The sequence below is a fragment of the Vibrio sp. M260112 genome (genome assembly GCF_036533775.1).
In the GTDB taxonomy this organism is placed as follows: Bacteria; Pseudomonadota; Gammaproteobacteria; order Enterobacterales; family Vibrionaceae; genus Vibrio.
In genome coordinates this window covers 1-18,669 of the sequence record NZ_JATABH010000008.1, presented here as the reverse complement: position 1 = coordinate 18,669, position 18,669 = coordinate 1, and the positions used below count along the sequence as shown (strand labels likewise).

Genomic DNA, 18,669 nt, shown 5'->3' with positions numbered 1-18,669 from the left:
TGGATGTCTTACTGAAAATCTTGAATATTCCAGTTACCAATATCCGAGTTAGCGCCTTCACCGCCCTCTTGACCATCTGCACCTAAGGTAAAGATATCAATACTGCCGTGGTCGCCTGGGCTTAAATATTGATAGTCGTTGCCCCATGGGTCTGATGGTAGACGTTTGATATAGCCACCATCACGATAATTGCGTGGTTCAGGATTTGATGGCTTAGTTACCAGCGCTTCAAGACCTTGATCCGTTGATGGGTAAACACTGTTATCCAACTTGTACATATCAAGCGCATTCTCTAACGCTACAATGTCAGTGATTGCTTTTTGCTGATCCGCTTTCTCTTTGTTACCCAATAAGTTAGGAACAACAAAGCTCGCTAAAATCCCTAGAATGACGACAACGACCATGACCTCTAATAGAGTAAAGCCTTTCTGAACGTTCATTTTCTTATTCATTTTTTTCTCCACGACAAGCAGCTTCGATAAGCTCAAAGCTATTATGAACTCATTAAATTATTCATTTCTAAAATTGGCATTAACGTCGCCATCACGATAAATAGAACCAACCCAGCCATAAGAGCGATCAGTGCTGGAGTAAAGATCCCTAACGCAATATTCACCGTTGATTCAAAATTTGCATCTTGGTTATCCGCAGCACGTGTCAGCATCGCCTCTAATTCACCACTTTGTTCACCACTGGCTATCATGTGGAGCATCATTGGAGGGAAAAGTTTGGTCTGCTCCAAAGCTCGACGCAAACTTGAACCTTCACGAACATTATCCGTAGCAATTAAGACCTGCTGTTTGACGTAATGGTTCGACATAACATCCACCGCAACCCGCATACCTTCTAAGATAGGGATTGCGCTCGATGTACATATCGATAATGTACGAGCAAACCGAGAAGTATTAAGTCCACGAGCAATTTTCCCAACCAGTGGCATCGCGATAATTTTTCGGTCCCATTTGAGACGTACATTCGGCTTGCTCAAAGCATATTTAAACAGATAAGTCATCACAATAACGGCCACAAGAAGTTGTAACCCCCAGCTCTGAATAAACTCACTTGAAGCGAGCAAAAACTGGGTAGATTGAGGCAACTCCTGACCCATCTGTACAAATTGACCAACGATTTTCGGTACGACTGCCGCGAGTAGGAAAGCGACGATACCGATCGCAAACACCACCAGCACCACAGGGTATATCAATGCCTGCTGTAATTTGGAGCGCATCTTCTGACGATTTTCCGCATAATCTGCCAATCGTTCTAAAACCGAATCCAAATGACCTGACTTTTCTCCAGCAGAAACCATTGAGCGAAACAGATCATCAAATACATAAGGATAATCCGCCAAACTGTCCGCTAAGGTATAACCTTCTGTCACTTTGGAACGCACTGCCAACAACATGGTGCGAATACGAGGTTTTTCTGACTGTTCGGAAACGGCTCTTAAACACTCTTCTAATGGCATACCGGACTGAACAAGTGTGGCCAGTTGACGGGTCACTAGAGCGAGATCAGGTGTACTTAAACCTCGCTTAAACTGAAATAAAGACGGCTGTTCGCTCTTCTTTTTCGCCTGCTGGCGAGTTTCACTCACTTCGACTGGAATCAAGCCCTGTTCTTTAAGCCGAGCTCGAACCTGCCGACCATTGTCGCCTTCAATAACGCCTTTTTTGGTTTTGCCTTTAGCGTCGAGAGCCTTATATTCAAATGCCGCCATTAGCTTTCCTTAGTCACTCGCACTACTTCCTCAAGTGACGTAATGCCTTGACGGACTTTACTCAAACCATCACTCCGAATACTTGGAGTATGCTGACGGATATGCTTCTCTATCTCTTGCTCACCCGCTTCACTGTGAATGAGTGTCTGGACATTTTCATCCACTACCAAAAGCTCATAAATGCCAGTACGCCCACGATAACCTTTAAAGTTACACGCTTCGCAGCCACAAGCTCGATATAAGGTAAGCTCTGCTTCAGGCTCGATAGCAAACAATTTTTTTGTTTCGGCATCGGGTTGATATGGTTCCTTACAGCTAGGGCATAACGTTCTAACCAAACGTTGTGCAAGAACCCCAAGAAGTGAAGAGGAGATTAAAAATGGCTCAATGCCCATGTCTCTCAAACGAGTAATGGCACCAATTGCCGTATTGGTATGGAGCGTCGACATCACTAAGTGACCAGTCAAAGACGCTTGAACTGCAATCTGCGCGGTCTCAAGGTCACGAATTTCACCCACCATCACCACGTCAGGGTCCTGACGAAGAATCGCGCGCAAGCCTCGGGCAAACGTCATATCAACCTTTGGATTGACTTGAGTCTGACCGATACCATCAATATCAAACTCAATCGGATCTTCGACGGTAAGAATGTTTCGCTCGTTGCTGTTAATCTCCGTCAACCCTGCATACAAGGTTGTTGATTTACCCGAACCAGTCGGACCGGTAACCAATAAAATACCGTGTGGTCGCTGAATCATGCCGCGAAATGCATCATGATTTGATGGGGTCATCCCTAAGCTATGCAAGTCTAACCGTGTGGCATTTTTGTCTAGTAGACGCATAACTACTCGCTCACCATGCGAAGAAGGCATCGTTGAAACACGCACATCAACCGCTCGACCGCCGATTCTCAGAGAAATGCGGCCGTCTTGTGGTACTCGCTTCTCAGCGATATCAAGTCTAGCCATCACTTTTACGCGTGAGACTAGCAATGGCGCTAGTTTACGACTAGGTGAAAGTACCTCGCGGAGCACACCGTCAACACGAAAACGGATAGAAAGACTCTTTTCAAATGTCTCGATGTGGATATCTGAAGCACCTTCCTTGATCGCTTCACCTAGCATGGCATTAATCAACTTGATTATCGGCGCATCATCTTCAGATTCAAGCAAGTCTTCATCTTGTGGCAAATCTTCAGCCAAGGAGAAAAAATCATCACTATCAGCGCCAATATCTTCCATTAGCTGACGAGCTTCAGAAGAATCTCGTTGATAGGCTTCCGTTAGTTTGCTTTCAAACGCCTCGATACTGATCGACTGCAATGAAAAAGTCTGGGCACAAAAACGCTTCACTTCTAACAAAGCTTGGACTGAAATAGGTTCAACGTAATAGAGCACCATTCCCGCTTCAGTCGGTTCAAGCACTAGCTTGAACCGATTGGCAAAACTAAATGGTAGACGCTTTGAGTATGACGTGACTTGTACGTCCATTACTGTTTATCCATTTGGTCTAAAAACGCTTGTATTTCAGCTGGGTGTCGGATTTCTTCACCATATTTAGGGAGCACAGGGATATTGTCATTGCTCATTAGTTTTAGGCCTTGATCAGCCTTGTAAAGCTGTTCTGCACGAATGAAATTGTATTTACGTTGAGTAATGCCATCCGCAGTCACACCATCACGAATAATGGTTGGCTTGATAAACACCATGAGGTTCTTCTTCTCAACCTGTGTGCTGGTTGACTTAAACAGATGCCCCAAATACGGAATATCACCCAATAGCGGCACTTTGGATTCACTTTCTAGCGCTCGCTCATCGATCAGGCCACCTAATACGATCATTGAACCGTCTTCAACCATCACAGAAGTGTTTAGCTGACGCTTAGCAAAACGTACGTCGACAGCACCATTAGCCCCAAGCACGTTCGACACTTCTTGTTCAATATTGAGCTGGACTGAATTACCTTCATTAATCTGAGGCACCACTTTCAGTTTGATACCCACTTCTTTACGATCGACCGTTTGGAACGGATTGTCATTGTTAGAGCCCGCTGTCGAACCCGTAATAACAGGTACTTCTTCACCAACGATGAAAGACGCCTCACCATTGTCCATAACGGTAATACTTGGTGAAGATAGAATATTAGAGTTTGAGTCCGTTGAAACCGCGCTAATTAGAGCGGTCCAATCGCCCATAACAACACTCAACGCAGCCCCGTTAACGCCTGACAGGGCAGAAGCTAATGTGCTGTAGCTACCTTTTTCAGTCGACTGGCGAGACTCCCACTTGTTCGTCGTCGAGTTCCAGTAACTCTCAGTTGTCGTAGTATCTTTAACCTCTTCGAGTCCGACCATCACTTGTCCAATCGGTACACCCGTATTTCCGTATTGAATTACCGCACCACTCTCTAGAGAACCCCACTGTACTCCTAGATTGACCCCATCTCCTTCGGCCATTTCTACGATCAAGGCTTCAATCAGTACTTGTGCGCGACGGATATCAAGCTGGGCAATGACATCTTGGATAGCAATCATAATATCTGGCGGAGCAGTAAGGACCAGAGCATTCGTCTCTGGGTGAGCGGCGATCATCACCTCACCACGCTGAGTACCGCTCCCTTTAGTGCCCGTCGACTTCTCCGCTTGTAAGTTATCAGACACACCTTTTAGGACATCGACTAAATCTTCCGCTTTGGCATACTTAAGATAAACGACGCGGTTGTTACCTTTGGATGCCATTTCAACATCTAGCTGTTGGATAAGCTTTCTCAGACGTTGACGAACTTGGGGATCGCCGGAAATTAAAATCGAGTTGGTGCGGTCATCAGCGACGAAATTTGGCTGCAAAAATGCTGGAGTATTTTTGGCTTCCGTCGTTTTATTCAAAGCTTCAACGATTCGCACCATTTCTGCCGCAGACGCGTTCGATAGCTCTACCACCTCGATCTCTTTGTCACCCGCTTGGTCTACACGCTTAATGATGTCAGCCAAGCGATTCACAACCGCTGCGCGTCCAGTAATTAAGATAATGTTCGCTGGATCGTAGTGAACAACGTTACCCGCACCCGCATTGTCGTTCAATTGACGCAACAACGGCGAAAGCTCACGCACCGACACGTTTCGCACAGCAACAACACGAGTAACAACCTCATCACCATTGATATGGCCATCTCCTACAACAGGGACGGCTGACGTTTTCGCATCTTTTGCTTTAATCACTTTCAGAATGCCATTGTCCATTTCAACAACAGCAAAACCGTAGACTTCGAGTACATTGAGGAAAAAGCTGTAATATTGCTCTTCGGTCAACATATCGTAACTACGTACATCAATCTTACCGCGCACAGAAGGATCGACGATGATCGTCTTCTCTAAGTTACGTCCAACTATATTGATAAACTCACTGATGTCTGTGCCTTTAAAGCTGGCACTAAAATCATCAGCTACCGACATTGTTGGTGATACTAGTAAGCTTCCCGCTAAAAGCCATGCGCTTTTTTTAAGCCAATGGTTCACTCTTCACTCCTCGCGAGGACGTCACGACGTCCATCTTATAATTCAATGTATATCTCAAATAACTGGCCATCGCGTTCAACAGTCAAAGTCACTTCATTCACCTGCGACAAGTTTTGCCAAACTTCACCCATTGACGCTGAGTCTTTTAAATCAAGTCCGTTGATCGCCGTAGCAATATCACCTGCTTGTAATCCAATAGTTTCAAAGAGAGCTTTATCTTTACCTGGGGACAATCGATACCCGACCACCTCTTCATCTCGCTTTACTTGCGACATTCGTACGTATTCAAAGAGTATTTTTGCGTCGTTACGAATCTCTTCGCGTATCTGATCCAAGGTATCTTGAGATGCATTCGATACTATTTGTTTGCTACTGCTTTCTATTACCTGAGGGGCTGGCTTTGTGAACTTCAATCCCTCAAGCATGATGGTTTCGTTTCGACCTGAATTATCAATAATCACACGGTCTTGCTGCACCTGAATCAGTTTTGCTCGCGTCCCTTCAATCATTTCATTCAAACCGTAGGTTGCTTGCGTACCTTTATTCGCGATAACCGCCAAGCTCTTCTCTGGAACAGAACTGGTTACAACACCAACCAATACCAAATTAAGACGACTCTTAGGTGCAGCTTGAACCTTGGGTTGCTCAATCACTGGCGCATTGCTCTGATATTGGCCAAATAGATGGCTATTTTGCAGGTTAGATAGGTCTATTTGTGACGAACTGGTCGTTTCTTGTCTCGCCACGTTAGAAGGCTGCCATTTGGATACGCTCGGTATGCTCCATGGTTGCCAAATCATTTGTCCTGCTATCCATGCTGTGACTGCTAGCAATATGAACATGACAGCAAAGCTTACTCTTTGCTGTACTTGCTGTTGCTTAAATGCTTCACCTAACTTCATTAGCGTATTCATGCTGTTGTGCTTCACTCAAGTTCCTTCTTTGCTGGGTTAGGTGAATTTACCGTAATTTATCAGATAAATAGCGTTGAATTGTATCAAAACAAGCAACATCCAAACATAACAAACTCTTATATTGTCACGACAGACTATGCCAATTTTTATGATCTTGCTTGAAAAAACCTACACTCGTCACCATTGTTAGTGCATGTAACAGGGCATCAATAATATTCACCTTAGAGGGTAAAAATCACCATGGGTTCCCAAACCGAAGCGGTAAGGCTCGACAAATGGCTATGGGCTGCGCGCTTTTATAAAACTCGCTCCATCGCTCGAAATATGGTCGATGGTGGCAAAGTCCATTATAATGGGCAACGCAGTAAACCTAGCAAAGCTGTTGAACTCGGGGCGATCATCACTTTAAGGCAGGGCCAAGAAGAGAAAACCGTGGTTATTGAGCAAATCTCAGATCAACGCCGTGGAGCTCCCGAAGCTCAACTGCTCTATTCCGAGACCGTTGAGAGTATTAGTAAGCGCGAAGAAAACGCGACACGTCGCAGACTTCATGCTCACAATCCAAGCCCAGAGCGTCGTCCAGATAAAAAACAGCGCCGCGACATCATTAAATTTAAGCACCAATAAGCTCAACCAGATTTACGAGGAAACGCCACATGGCAAGCAATGTTTTAAACCGCTACTTATTTGAAGACCTTTCTGTTCGTGGCGAGTTGGTACAATTGGATGAAGCTTACCAACGTATTATTTCTAGCAAGGAATACCCAGCACCCATTCAGAAGTTGCTAGGCGAGCTATTGGTTTCAACAACACTTTTGACAGCAACTCTGAAGTTTGAAGGCTCAATTACAATGCAACTTCAGGGTGACGGTCCTGTATCGCTTGCCGTCATCAATGGCGATCACGATCAGAAGATTCGTGGTGTTGCACGTTTTGAAGGCGACATCGCTGACGATGCAACGATTCATGACCTGATGGGTAAAGGTCACTTAGTGATCACTATCGATCCTAAGAAAGGTGAACGCTACCAAGGTATTGTTGGTCTTGAAGGCGAAAACTTATCTGAGATTCTAGAAACGTACTTTGCCAACTCTGAGCAGCTAAAAACTCGCCTATGGCTACGTACTGGTGAATATGAAGGCAAGGCGCATGCGGCAGGTATGCTAATCCAAGTTATGCCAGATGGTACTGGTACGCCGGATGATTTCGAGCACCTAGAGCAACTAACCAACACAGTTAAAGATGAAGAGCTATTTAGCTTAGAAGCAAATGAGCTTCTATACCGTCTCTACAACCAAGAGAAAGTTCGCGTGTTCGAACCTCAGCCGGTTGAGTTCTTCTGTGGTTGTTCTCGTGAACGTAGCGGCGCAGCAATTCTTACTGTTGAGCGTACGGAAATAAATGACATTTTGGCAGAGATTGGGTCAATTTCTTTACATTGTGATTACTGCGGCACGAACTATTCGTTCGACGAAGCAGAAGTATCAGAGCTATTTAATCAAGCAAATTCTGGTAACAAAACGCTGCATTAATTCTTACGACTTATCAAGTCTGTAATTTACCCTTCAAAAGGCCAGCACTCGCTGGCCTTTTTGTGATCAAAACCTCGCTACACCTAACCTTCGCCGTAATAAATTAACCTGTTAATTTTAGACAATTAATAATGACTTTGCTCTAGCGCAAAGCTTTGCGCACACGATAAACTAGCTCTACCAATATGTGATGTGTCGCTTAAAACCCCAATAAAATTGCGGATATTTTTTGAGCTATATCCCTGTTTTATCTGAGGCCCATTGCTAGCATGGTGAGCAGACAAAAATTAAAAAATTATTACAAAATCCCTACAAATATTCCGATAAGGAGCACCTATGACCGTTATGGAACATACAAAGGCTGCAACAATTGATCTTACCAAACACGGGCTTCAAAACGTAAAGGAGGTTATTCGTAACCCTAGTTATGAAGTGTTGTTCGAAGAAGAAACTCGCGCTGATCTGGAAGGCTATGAAAAAGGCGTAGTCACCGAATTAGGTGCTGTCGCTGTTGATACTGGTATTTTTACCGGCCGCTCACCAAAAGATAAATACATCGTCAAAGATGCGACAACTGAAGAACATATGTGGTGGACTTCAGATTCAGTAAAAAATGATAACAAACCAATCGACCAGGCTGTTTGGAATGATTTAAAAGAGCTTGTGACTAGCCAGCTTTCTGGTAAACGAGTATTCGTTATCGATGGTTACTGTGGTGCTAACCCAGACACGCGTTTAAGTATTCGCGTTATTACAGAAGTGGCGTGGCAAGCGCACTTTGTGAAAAACATGTTCATTCGTCCAAGCGAAGAAGAGCTCGCAACTTTTGAGCCAGACTTCGTTGTCATGAACGGTGCAAAATGTACCAACCAGAAGTGGCAAGAACACGGCCTCAACTCTGAAAACTTCACAGTATTCAACCTCACAGAGCGCATGCAGCTTATCGGCGGTACTTGGTACGGCGGCGAGATGAAGAAAGGCATGTTTGCGATGATGAACTACTTCCTTCCGCTACAAGACATTGCATCGATGCACTGTAGCGCCAACATGGGCAAAGACGGCGATGTTGCGATTTTCTTTGGTCTATCTGGCACAGGTAAAACAACCCTATCCACCGATCCGAAGCGTGCACTGATCGGTGATGACGAACACGGATGGGATAACGATGGTGTCTTCAACTTTGAAGGCGGTTGTTACGCAAAAACCATCAAGCTATCTAAAGAAGCAGAACCAGATATCTACAATGCAATCCGTCGTGACGCTCTTCTAGAAAACGTAACAGTGCGCTCGGATGGCTCAATCGACTTTGATGACGGTTCAAAAACTGAAAACACTCGCGTTTCTTACCCAATTGAACATATCGAAAACATCGTTAAGCCAATTTCAAAAGGCGGCCACGCAAACAAAGTTATCTTCCTATCTGCGGATGCGTTTGGTGTTCTTCCTCCGGTATCAAAACTGACTCCAGAGCAGACTAAGTACCACTTCCTATCAGGCTTTACCGCTAAGCTAGCAGGTACAGAGCGTGGCATCACTGAACCTACACCAACATTCTCTGCTTGTTTCGGTGCAGCATTCCTAACGCTACACCCAACCAAATATGCAGAAGTTCTAGTGAAACGTATGGAAGCGGCAGGCGCTGAAGCTTACCTAGTGAACACTGGTTGGAACGGTACTGGCAAACGTATTTCGATTCAGGATACTCGTGGCATCATTGACGCGATTCTAGACGGTTCAATTGAACACGCTGAGACGAAGCACATCCCAATCTTCAACCTTGAAGTACCAACAGCGCTTCACGATGTTGACCCTGGCATCCTAGATCCTCGTGATACCTACACAGATCCACTGCAATGGGAAAGCAAAGCAAAAGATCTGGCTACTCGCTTTATCAATAACTTTGATAAGTACACTGATAATGATGAAGGTAAGGCTCTTGTCGCCGCTGGTCCTCAGCTCGATTAGTGTCCTATTTACTATTTGTCTATCTAAGCCCCTCATTTGAGGGGCTTTTTGTTGCCTGAAACCAAAATTTGTTCCAAGCTAGTATCACTAATCATTAAGGGAAGTGATTCATCGTGAAAAAAGCACTGTTGCTGCTGAGTATCCTGCTTGTCAGTATTGCCACTCTGTCTATTTTGACGCTTTATATCGTGATGCAATCACAATACGCTCCTAAAGCGGTCAACTTACTAATCAGCAAGCTTACTCCCTACTCAATAACCACTTCTGGCGTGCAATATACGGCCCCCTTTCAACTCAAACTCAGTGATGTTGAAATTCAATCTTCTCAACGTGCCATCATGCTGCCAGCAGTGACGCTTTGGCTTAGCCAAATACCGTGGCAACAGAACAAACTTTCCTTCGACTCGATCCTAATAGAAGGTGCCACAATTAATCTTGAGGCAATGCATGCAGAACTCATTGGTGATGTATACGTCCACCAGCTCGCGTTGAAACATGTCGACATTAGTGCACCAAGATGGTCAGCTCGCGGCGTCAATCTGCAAATCGAACAGCCTCGTTGGGTTACCAACAGCCAATCCTTACCTTACGGTGATATTCAACTTTCGGCTGAACAGCTCTATATGCAAGGCGAGGCGCTGAATAACTTGCTGATCGATATGCGTTATCAGGAAGAAGATAGTACGATTTTTGGTGGCTCATTTAACTGGCGGGGCGCCGTTTTTTCTGGGCAAGCAGAGCAGTATTCCCAAGGTTGGTCGTTAGTTAATGTCACCATCGACAAGCTCTCTTTGCCAGAAAGCGAGCAAGTTGAGCAACTGGTCACGACCTTAAATAACCTTAGCTTGCCGATCAATCACATTAATAGCCTCGATATACTCAGTAGTTCATTTAACTATGGTCACTGGCGCTTCGAACAACTTGACGCGTCGCTAGAAAACCTCTCACTCAATGATTCACTGTGGCAGCATCAAAGTGGATATGTCTCTTTTGATGCTGAAAGTATCAGTAATCAACAAGTACAACTCTTCTCCCCTAGAACGAGATTGGCATTTGCACCACAACAAGTCACGATTGAAGAGTTTGACGCAGATTTTAAACAAGGGAGAGTTCAGTTACAGGGGACGATCAGCCCTAAACAAGTATCTTTGAAGCAACTCAAGATCGTAGGTATAAAGTGGCTGGAGCAAACCGAACTGGCCATCCCAGCCTTTACCGAAATGGTGGTCAACCTCAATAAGTTAACCATCGAAACCCTTAAGGTTGAGAACAGCCAATTTATTCAGGTAGAAAAACGCCCATACTGGCAAGTTTCTGGGCTAAACGTGACCGGTTCGCAACTAACATTAATCGACGAAAACAAAGCAGGACTGTTGTCAGGAGACTTAGACATCAGCGCTAACGCGGCAAGCATCGACAAACTGATCGCCACTCAGGCACACGTAAAAGCACACGCAGAGAACAATCTAGCCACCCTTGAGCGTGCGTTTATTCCTTTAGAGCAAGGCTATATCGAAGCGTCAGGGATTTGGGACAGAGGCTCTGTTAGCGCTCCTTGGTCACTCTCGGTACATGCCGATGGACTTCCATTAGACCACTATCTTCTGCAGCAACGAATGCCGTTCTCGCTATCAGGATTGGCAGAAGCAGAAGTCGAACTTAAAGGGTTATCTGGTGACTACTCGATGCTATCTCATAGCCTATCGGGGCATATTCTCGCTCAACTACATCAAACTCAGCTAGATGCGGTCAGCCTTGATGGTGAAAAAAACTACCAACAAACATTAGAGCTCAGCGAGATCACGCTTCGCGCTGACAGAGGACGCATGGTGATTGCGGGAAGAAATGACAACGCTCAAATAGCGGGTGAAGTCGATCTCACCAAACCTGAATTTGCTACTTTGTTACTGAAAGCTGAACAGAAATGCCAAGAGCTTTGGTCTGATGTTCTAGGTAAAGCGAATGTGATTAAACAAACCTGTAGCGACAAGGAGCCTCCGCTGCCGAAGGCCATCGATAGTCATGACTTTGATTTGGAAGCAGGGCCCAGCACAGCTTTGTAGTTCGGTAGCAGCATGTAGGTACCCACAAAGTCCACCGCAGCTTTGTCTCCACTGTAGATGGTCACGTGAATCACAATACGTGCTTTGCGACCAGAAGCCAGTCGGTCTAAGTCACCACTAATGCCATCAAGGGACGTAGATGCAACGGGGTTCTGCGTGACTGGATGACGATAACGAATTTGGCTGTCAGCCAATACAATATCCCCAGTGAGGTTACGCTCTTTCATTAGCAACCAGGTGAGCCCCCAGCCAGTTAAGGTGGCGAGAGTAAAAGCCGAGCCAGCAAACATCGTATTGTGAGGGTTTAAGTTCGGATTTAGCTGCGCACTACACTCAAACTGATAGCCTGTGTATTGGTTGATTTTGATACCCATTTTGTCACTAATAGGAATCTGATTCTCCCAGCGCTCTTGCAACTCTGTACACCATTCTGGCTTACGCAATACATTAGCCATCGGATCGAGTTGCTTCACCATTTGTTGGTGACGAACAGGTCCACGCTCATCGGTCAACTCACCACGTCGTTCAAATCCATTCTTCTCATAAAACGAAATGGCATCTTCTCGGGCATTACAAACCAGTCGTTTGGCACCTTCCTGGCGTGCTAACGACTCTAGAGCAACGAGGACTAATGAACCCATCCCCTTACTGCGTCGATTACCTTTTACCGCCATATAGCGAATCTGACCTTCGCTATCTGGGGTTATGTAAAGACGGCCAATCGCCATAGGTAAGCCGCGTCCATCAACTATCATACGGTGATGGCTCATGGGATCGTATTCATCACGCTCTGAGCCAATCGGCATGCGCCAAGGCTCTCTTAGCATCTGCCAACGAAAGTGATAATACTTATTGAGTTGGTTCTCTGTTTTTGGCGTGATCAGCTTAAACATAAAAATCCTTTTTTATGGAGACAGATAGTGTCTCCCCACTATTTCTTATAATTATACTTGTAACCAGAAGGTGACTGGGCCGTCATTGACCAAAGACACCTTCATATCAGCAGCAAAACGTCCGCGTTCCGTAGGAAGAACCTCTGCGCATCGATCAGCAAAGTACTCATATAAGCGCTCAGCTTCCATAGGATGAGCACCTCTAGAAAATCCCGCTCGAGTGCCCTTTTTTGTGTCAGCCGGAAGAGTGAACTGAGAGACCACCAAAACTTTACCTTCAACTTGTTGGACGTTGAGGTTCATTTTGTCTTCATCATCACCAAAAACACGATAAGTCGTCACACGCTCCATTAGTCGCTTCGCCTTTGCTTCATCATCGTCTTTTTCTACCCCTAGCAGCACAAGCAGACCTTTGTCTATCTCTCCAACCACTTCACCATCTACGCGTACGGCTGCTTCACTCACTCTTTGGATCAGGGCTATCACTGTGCTTTCCTTCTGACGGTTTAACTTGAATTTTTGTTGAGTGTACCACTTCTTTGGGCTCGCTCCACTGCTCTCTTTCTCCCAGAGCAGCGGTAACTTCGGCACCAACGAGTACAATAAGCCAGCACAGATACACCCAAACAAACAGAATAGGAATAGCCGCTAACGCACCATAGATCAGCTGGTACGAGGGAAACTGAGTGATATAGGCCGCGAAGCCTTTTTTACTTGCTTCAAACAGCAGTGCCGCGACAATTGCCCCCACCATAGCATGGGAAGTGCGAACTTTTTTATTCGGTACCAAAAGGTACAAACCAACAAACGCGAAGAAAGATAACAGAAACGGCAACCAACGCAGCAGTAGATCATAAATCCCTGAGATGGCTTCACTTTCGATAATTTTCAAAGACGTAACGTAAGACGTCGCGGCTATACTCGCCCCAACGAGAATGGGCCCAAGGGTCAGTACCATCCAATACATCGAAAAGGAAAAGACTGCACGGCGCTTTTGTTTAACTCGCCAAATGTAGTTAAGGTTCTTATCGATATTTGAAATCAACATCAACGCAGCAACAAAAAGAAAAACACCACCCACTGCACTCATCTTGCCAGTGTTGGCTACAAACTCCAGCAACGCCCCCTTTACTGCATCTCCAGCCGCAGGCACAAAGTGGGTAATAACAAAGTCTTGCATCGCGTCACCGGCATTTTCAAATATCGCAAAAGACGAAAGAACAGAAAGCAATACGGTCAACATTGGTACGATAGATAACAAGGTAATGTAAGCAAGATATCCCGCATTCACATTGACTCTATCATGTCCCATACGGGTCAGCAGATAGCGTACAAACAACACCGCTTGCTTAATCAATGGCTCGATTTTCAACTTGTATCTCCCAACTAACTCAGTCATCCTAACGTTCTAATTCTAAAGGAAAGGAACCCATCATGCCGTACTTACTGGCGATTGTATTGTCGATTTTTACCTTAACAGGATGTCAATCAGCCTATTACTCTGCAATGGAACAAGTAGGCTACCACAAACGCGACATCATGGTGGATCGTGTCGAAGATGCAAAAGAATCACAACAAGATGCCCAACAAGAATTTACCAGCGCTTTGGAAGCTCTCTCGGCTTTAACTCACTTTGATGGTGGTGAACTGGAAACGGTGTACAACCAAATCAATGACAAGTATCAAGATAGCGAGAAAGCGGCACAAGAAGTGAGTGATCGAATTGCGGCCATTGAAGATGTTTCTGATGCCTTATTTGCAGAGTGGCAAAGCGAGCTCGAACTCTACACTAGCAGCAAGCTCCGTCACGCCAGTGAGCAAAAATTAAAAGAGACTCAACGCTCATACAACACAATGCTGTCGGCGATGAAACGTGCTGAAGATAAGATGACACCAGTGCTTAATACACTGCGTGACAACACTCTCTACTTAAAACATAACCTCAACGCGAGTGCCATTGGCGCACTGCAAGGTGAGTTCACAAGCTTAGAGCAAGATATTCAATACGCAATTAAACAAATGAACGCAGCCATTGCTGAATCAGATAAGTTCCTACAGAAACTAAACCAAAAATAACGGATAAAAAAAAGCCCCGAGCATCGCTCAGGGCTTATTCAATCTAATCCGTTACAGATTACTTAGCTGCACGAGAAGCACGCTTACGATCGCTTTCCGTTAGGAATTTCTTACGTACACGGATGCTTTCAGGAGTAACTTCTACTAACTCGTCGTCATCGATAAATTCTAGAGCTTGCTCTAGTGTCATGATGATTGGCGGAGTAAGAACCTGTGCGTCATCAGTACCAGATGCACGAACGTTAGTTAGCTGCTTACCTTTAAGTGCGTTTACCGTCAGATCGTTATCACGGCTGTGAATACCGATAACCATGCCTTCGTACACTTCTACACCGTGACCAATGAATAAGCGACCACGCTCTTGAAGGTTAAATAGTGCGTTAGTTAGCGCTTTACCCGCTGCGTTAGCAATCAACACACCGTTGATACGTTGACCGATATTACCGCCTTTGTGTGGGCCGTAGTGATCAAACGTATGGTAAAGAAGACCAGAACCTGAAGTTAGAGTCATAAATTCTGTTTGGAAACCAATTAGACCACGAGATGGCATAACGAAATCCATACGGATACGACCTTTACCATCAGGAGACATGTCTTTCAGCTCACCTTTACGTAGGCCGATGTTTTCCATGATACCGCCCTGATGCTCTTCCATCACGTCGATAGTTACGGTTTCAAACGGTTCCATTAGCTGACCGTTTTCTTCTTTAATGATAACTTCTGGACGAGATACTGCTAGCTCGAAACCTTCACGACGCATGTTTTCGATCAGGATAGATAGGTGAAGCTCGCCACGACCTGATACGCGGAATTTGTCTGGATCGTCTGTTTGTTCAACACGCAGTGCAACGTTGTGGACAAGTTCTTTTTCTAGGCGCTCAAGAATGTTACGTGAAGTAACGAACTTACCTTCTTTACCTGCAAACGGAGACGTGTTTACTTGGAACGTCATTGTTACTGTTGGTTCATCAACAGACAGTGCCGGCAGTGCTTCAACTTGGTTTTGAGCACAGATAGTGTCAGAGATTTTCAGCTCGCCAAGACCTGTGATTGCGATGATATCGCCCGCATGAGCTTGCTCAACTTCGTGACGCTCAAGGCCTAGGTAGCCCATTACTGTACCGACTTTACCGTTACGAGTTTTACCGTCTGCACCAATAACCGTTACTTGTTGGTTAGGTTTAACGCTACCACGTGTTACACGTGCAACACCGATAACACCAACGTAAGAGCTGTAGTCTAGCTGAGAAACTTGCATCTGTAGTGGACCTTCAAGGTCAACTTCTGGTGCCGCTACTTCTTCAACGATAGTTTGGAATAGTGGTTCCATGTTCTCGCCAGTTTCACCCTCTTCTAGAGCTGCCCAACCGTTAAGTGCTGATGCGTAAACCACTTTAAAGTCTAGCTGGTCATCAGTAGCACCTAGGTTGTCGAATAGGTCGAACACTTGGTCCATAACCCAATCAGGACGAGCGCCAGGACGGTCAATCTTGTTGATAACAACGATAGGCTTAAGACCGTGAGCAAATGCTTTTTGTGTTACGAAACGCGTTTGAGGCATTGGGCCGTCAACTGCGTCAACGATAAGTAGCACTGAGTCTACCATCGACATAATACGTTCTACTTCACCACCGAAGTCCGCGTGTCCCGGAGTGTCTACGATGTTGATACGGTAGTCATTCCAGTTAATCGCTGTGTTCTTAGCAAGAATGGTAATACCACGCTCTTTTTCGATGTCGTTCGAGTCCATGACTCGCTCTTCAGCTTCACCGCGAGACTCTAAAGTACCTGATTGCTGTAGTAGTTTATCAACCAGTGTTGTTTTACCGTGGTCAACGTGCGCGATGATCGCGATATTTCTTAATTTATCAATCTGTGGAGTAGCCATGGATTTGATTCGCTCGATAGAAGAAGCCCGCTAACAAAAACTCAGTTTTGGATAGCGCACTTACTTGATTAAAAAAACGGCCATAATGTACCAGATTCTAGCGAAAAACCCAGAAATATGTGATCTGATTCGCTGCATTTCAACAGATATTTTTCTAGCCACCACTAAATCACCAAACGTAAGACCAAGTCCTGATTGACATCGAAGGGAAAACTGGGCTGAATGGAACACGATTTTGTTTGTTATTGGTGCAACAAACCCAAAGAGCACCAAAACAGTGCAACAGCAGATCATTTTGGTGCAAATTATTGCACCAAGTTAAACATCAACAAACCAAACCATTGAAATTAATGGAATAATTTTTTTGGCACGGTTTTGGCTTTAATTAAATCGGCATCGATTAATACGATTGAAAAGAAATTAATCAATGCTGGATTTCAAACGAATCGAGCTAAACCGCTTTAATAACACTGGAGGTTATCCAAGATGTCAGTAGAAAACGTTCTATCGCTGATCCAAGAAAACGAAGTTAAGTTTGTTGACCTACGCTTTACAGATACAAAAGGTAAAGAGCAACATATTTCAATCCCTGCTCACCAAATCGACGCAGACTTCTTCGAAGAAGGTAAGATGTTCGATGGTTCTTCTGTTGCTGGCTGGAAAGGCATCAACGAATCAGACATGGTAATGATGCCTGACGCATCATCAGCGGTTCTTGACCCGTTCACAGAAGATGCAACGCTAAACATCCGTTGTGACATCCTTGAACCTGCAACGATGCAAGGTTATGACCGCGACCCACGCTCTATCGCGAAACGCGCAGAAGACTACATGCGTTCTACTGGTATCGCTGATACTGTACTCGTTGGTCCAGAGCCTGAGTTCTTCCTATTTGATGATGTAAAATTCTCAACAGATATGTCTGGCTCTTTCTTCAAAATCGACGATGTTGAAGCAGCTTGGAATACTGGTTCAGACATCGAAGGTGGTAACAAAGGTCACCGTCCAGGCGTTAAAGGTGGTTACTTCCCAGTTGCTCCTGTTGACTCTTCACAAGACATCCGTTCAGCAATGTGTCTAATCATGGAAGAGATGGGCCTAGTTGTAGAAGCTCACCACCATGAAGTTGCAACGGCTGGTCAGAACGAAATCGCTACTCGCTTTAACACGCTAACAACGAAAGCGGACGAAATCCAAATCTACAAGTACGTTGTACACAACGTTGCACACGCATTCGGCAAAACAGCGACATTCATGCCTAAGCCACTTGTAGGTGATAACGGTTCTGGTATGCACGTTCACCAATCTCTAGCGAAAGACGGCGTTAACCTATTCGCTGGCGACAAGTACGGCGGCCTATCTGAAATGGCTATCTACTACATCGGTGGTATCATCAAGCACGCTCGCGCGCTAAATGCTCTAACAAACCCATCGACTAACTCGTACAAGCGTTTGGTTCCTCACTACGAAGCTCCCGTTATGCTAGCTTACTCTGCTCGTAACCGCAGCGCTTCTATCCGTATCCCAGTGGTACCAAGCCCTAAAGCGCGTCGTATCGAAGTTCGCTTCCCAGATCCAGCAGCAAACCCATACCTAGCATTTGCGGCAATGCTGATGGCTGGTCTTGATGGTATTAAGAACAAGATTCACCCAGGTGAAGCAATGGATAAAGACCTTTACGATCTACCAGCTGAAGAAGCTGCAGAGATTCCAAAGGTTGCAGAGTCACTAAAACAAGCACTTGAGTGTCTTGACGAAGACCGTGAGTTCTTGACTGCGGGTGGTGTATTCTCTGATGACTTTATCGACTCTTACATTGCACTAAAAACTGCTGATGTTGAACGTGTGAACACAGCTGTTCACCCACTAGAGTTCGAACTGTACTACTCTGTATAATCGACATTAGTGCGCAACACACGGTTGCAATGAACATTATTAAGGCTCGCCTTTTAGGCGTAATGCTTGTCAGTTAAGAAGCATTTAACACCTTTTTGAAGGCCTAGTCGCGTAGCGACTGGGCCTTCTTTTTACCACTCTTGGGTAGCTCCTATCTCGCCTTTCTGGCAGCGTAAAACTCTCAGCCATATCGAGTATGTAGTTCATT

At 45.2% G+C, this 18,669-nt stretch carries 15 protein-coding genes; 6 read left to right on the top strand and 9 right to left on the bottom strand.

Annotation, left to right across the window (positions count from 1 at the left end; translation table 11 throughout):
• Positions 1-8 precede the first annotated feature (8 nt).
• From gspG to gspC, 5 genes are read right to left on the bottom strand one after another with little or no spacing between them, the layout of a single operon-like run.
• Entirely contained in the window at positions 9-452 is a 444-nt protein-coding gene (gspG, locus tag QTN95_RS05595; protein WP_138972908.1) for a type II secretion system major pseudopilin GspG, read from the bottom strand.
• A gap of 41 nt (positions 453-493) precedes the next feature.
• Positions 494-1,720 (bottom strand): type II secretion system inner membrane protein GspF, encoded by a 1,227-nt coding sequence (gene gspF / locus QTN95_RS05590; RefSeq protein WP_331416665.1) that lies wholly within the window; start codon positions 1,718-1,720, stop codon positions 494-496.
• On the bottom strand, positions 1,720-3,210 hold the full coding sequence (gene gspE / locus QTN95_RS05585; RefSeq protein WP_331416664.1) for a type II secretion system ATPase GspE: 1,491 nt from the start codon (positions 3,208-3,210) through the stop codon (positions 1,720-1,722). The genes gspF and gspE overlap by 1 nt, the downstream gene beginning before the upstream one ends.
• Positions 3,210-5,234: a type II secretion system secretin GspD gene (gene gspD / locus QTN95_RS05580; protein WP_331416663.1), complete on the bottom strand. Its 2,025-nt coding sequence runs from the start codon at positions 5,232-5,234 to the stop codon at positions 3,210-3,212. The genes gspE and gspD overlap by 1 nt, the downstream gene beginning before the upstream one ends.
• A 35-nt stretch (positions 5,235-5,269) precedes the next feature.
• Entirely contained in the window at positions 5,270-6,163 is an 894-nt protein-coding gene (gene gspC / locus QTN95_RS05575; protein WP_331416662.1) for a type II secretion system protein GspC, read from the bottom strand.
• 225 nt (positions 6,164-6,388) lie between these two features.
• On the opposite strand from gspC, the gene hslR reads away from it, so the two are divergent.
• The 4 genes from hslR (at position 6,389) to QTN95_RS05555 (ending at position 11,708) form a co-directional block, all read left to right on the top strand.
• Positions 6,389-6,775 carry a ribosome-associated heat shock protein Hsp15 gene (gene hslR, locus QTN95_RS05570; protein WP_331416661.1) on the top strand — a complete coding sequence of 129 codons (387 nt, stop codon included), beginning with the start codon at positions 6,389-6,391 and terminating at the stop codon, positions 6,773-6,775.
• A 29-nt stretch (positions 6,776-6,804) separates the two neighbouring features.
• Positions 6,805-7,680, top strand: coding sequence for an Hsp33 family molecular chaperone HslO (gene hslO / locus QTN95_RS05565; RefSeq protein WP_331416660.1), 876 nt, complete (start codon positions 6,805-6,807; stop codon positions 7,678-7,680).
• 336 nt (positions 7,681-8,016) lie between these two features.
• Entirely contained in the window at positions 8,017-9,645 is a 1,629-nt protein-coding gene (gene pckA / locus QTN95_RS05560; RefSeq protein WP_331416659.1) for a phosphoenolpyruvate carboxykinase (ATP), read from the top strand.
• A gap of 113 nt (positions 9,646-9,758) precedes the next feature.
• The gene (locus tag QTN95_RS05555) at positions 9,759-11,708 is read left to right on the top strand and encodes an AsmA family protein (protein ID WP_331416658.1); all 1,950 of its coding nucleotides are present in this window, start codon (positions 9,759-9,761) and stop codon (positions 11,706-11,708) included.
• Here the strand turns inward: QTN95_RS05555 and QTN95_RS05550 are convergent.
• The 3 genes from QTN95_RS05550 to QTN95_RS05540 are packed head-to-tail and all read right to left on the bottom strand — an operon-like array spanning position 11,666 to position 13,973.
• Complete coding sequence (locus QTN95_RS05550; protein WP_331416657.1) at positions 11,666-12,601, bottom strand: bifunctional GNAT family N-acetyltransferase/hotdog fold thioesterase; 936 nt, start codon at positions 12,599-12,601, stop codon at positions 11,666-11,668. The two genes, QTN95_RS05555 and QTN95_RS05550, sit on opposite strands and share 43 nt — an antisense overlap.
• A gap of 51 nt (positions 12,602-12,652) precedes the next feature.
• Entirely contained in the window at positions 12,653-13,087 is a 435-nt protein-coding gene (gene dtd / locus QTN95_RS05545) for a D-aminoacyl-tRNA deacylase (RefSeq protein ID WP_331416656.1), read from the bottom strand.
• On the bottom strand, positions 13,059-13,973 hold the full coding sequence (locus QTN95_RS05540; RefSeq protein WP_331416655.1) for a virulence factor BrkB family protein: 915 nt from the start codon (positions 13,971-13,973) through the stop codon (positions 13,059-13,061). The genes dtd and QTN95_RS05540 overlap by 29 nt, the downstream gene beginning before the upstream one ends.
• 62 nt (positions 13,974-14,035) lie before the next feature.
• Here QTN95_RS05540 and QTN95_RS05535 point away from each other — a divergent pair, with 62 nt between their 5' ends.
• Entirely contained in the window at positions 14,036-14,677 is a 642-nt protein-coding gene (locus tag QTN95_RS05535) for a DUF2959 domain-containing protein (RefSeq protein WP_331416654.1), read from the top strand.
• 58 nt (positions 14,678-14,735) lie between these two features.
• Here QTN95_RS05535 and typA read toward each other — a convergent pair whose 3' ends face one another.
• Positions 14,736-16,565: a translational GTPase TypA gene (gene typA, locus QTN95_RS05530; protein ID WP_269376950.1), complete on the bottom strand. Its 1,830-nt coding sequence runs from the start codon at positions 16,563-16,565 to the stop codon at positions 14,736-14,738.
• 486 nt (positions 16,566-17,051) lie between these two features.
• Between typA and glnA the strand changes: the two genes are divergently transcribed.
• Positions 17,052-18,461, top strand: a complete 1,410-nt coding sequence (gene glnA / locus QTN95_RS05525) for a glutamate--ammonia ligase (RefSeq protein WP_331416653.1) — start codon at positions 17,052-17,054, stop codon at positions 18,459-18,461.
• Positions 18,462-18,669 lie beyond the last annotated feature (208 nt).

Excerpts from the sequence above, each read along its gene's own strand:
- typA (WP_269376950.1), bottom strand. The coding sequence starts at position 16,565 with ATGGCTACTCCACAGATTGATAAATTAAGAAATATCGCGATCATCGCG.
- QTN95_RS05535 (WP_331416654.1), top strand. The coding sequence starts at position 14,036 with ATGCCGTACTTACTGGCGATTGTATTGTCGATTTTTACCTTAACAGGA.
- gspF (WP_331416665.1), bottom strand. The coding sequence starts at position 1,720 with ATGGCGGCATTTGAATATAAGGCTCTCGACGCTAAAGGCAAAACCAAA.
- hslO (WP_331416660.1), top strand. The coding sequence starts at position 6,805 with ATGGCAAGCAATGTTTTAAACCGCTACTTATTTGAAGACCTTTCTGTT.
- gspG (WP_138972908.1), bottom strand. The coding sequence starts at position 452 with ATGAATAAGAAAATGAACGTTCAGAAAGGCTTTACTCTATTAGAGGTC.
- QTN95_RS05550 (WP_331416657.1), bottom strand. The coding sequence starts at position 12,601 with ATGTTTAAGCTGATCACGCCAAAAACAGAGAACCAACTCAATAAGTAT.
- hslR (WP_331416661.1), top strand. The coding sequence starts at position 6,389 with ATGGGTTCCCAAACCGAAGCGGTAAGGCTCGACAAATGGCTATGGGCT.
- glnA (WP_331416653.1), top strand. The coding sequence starts at position 17,052 with ATGTCAGTAGAAAACGTTCTATCGCTGATCCAAGAAAACGAAGTTAAG.
- pckA (WP_331416659.1), top strand. The coding sequence starts at position 8,017 with ATGACCGTTATGGAACATACAAAGGCTGCAACAATTGATCTTACCAAA.
- gspE (WP_331416664.1), bottom strand. The coding sequence starts at position 3,210 with ATGGACGTACAAGTCACGTCATACTCAAAGCGTCTACCATTTAGTTTT.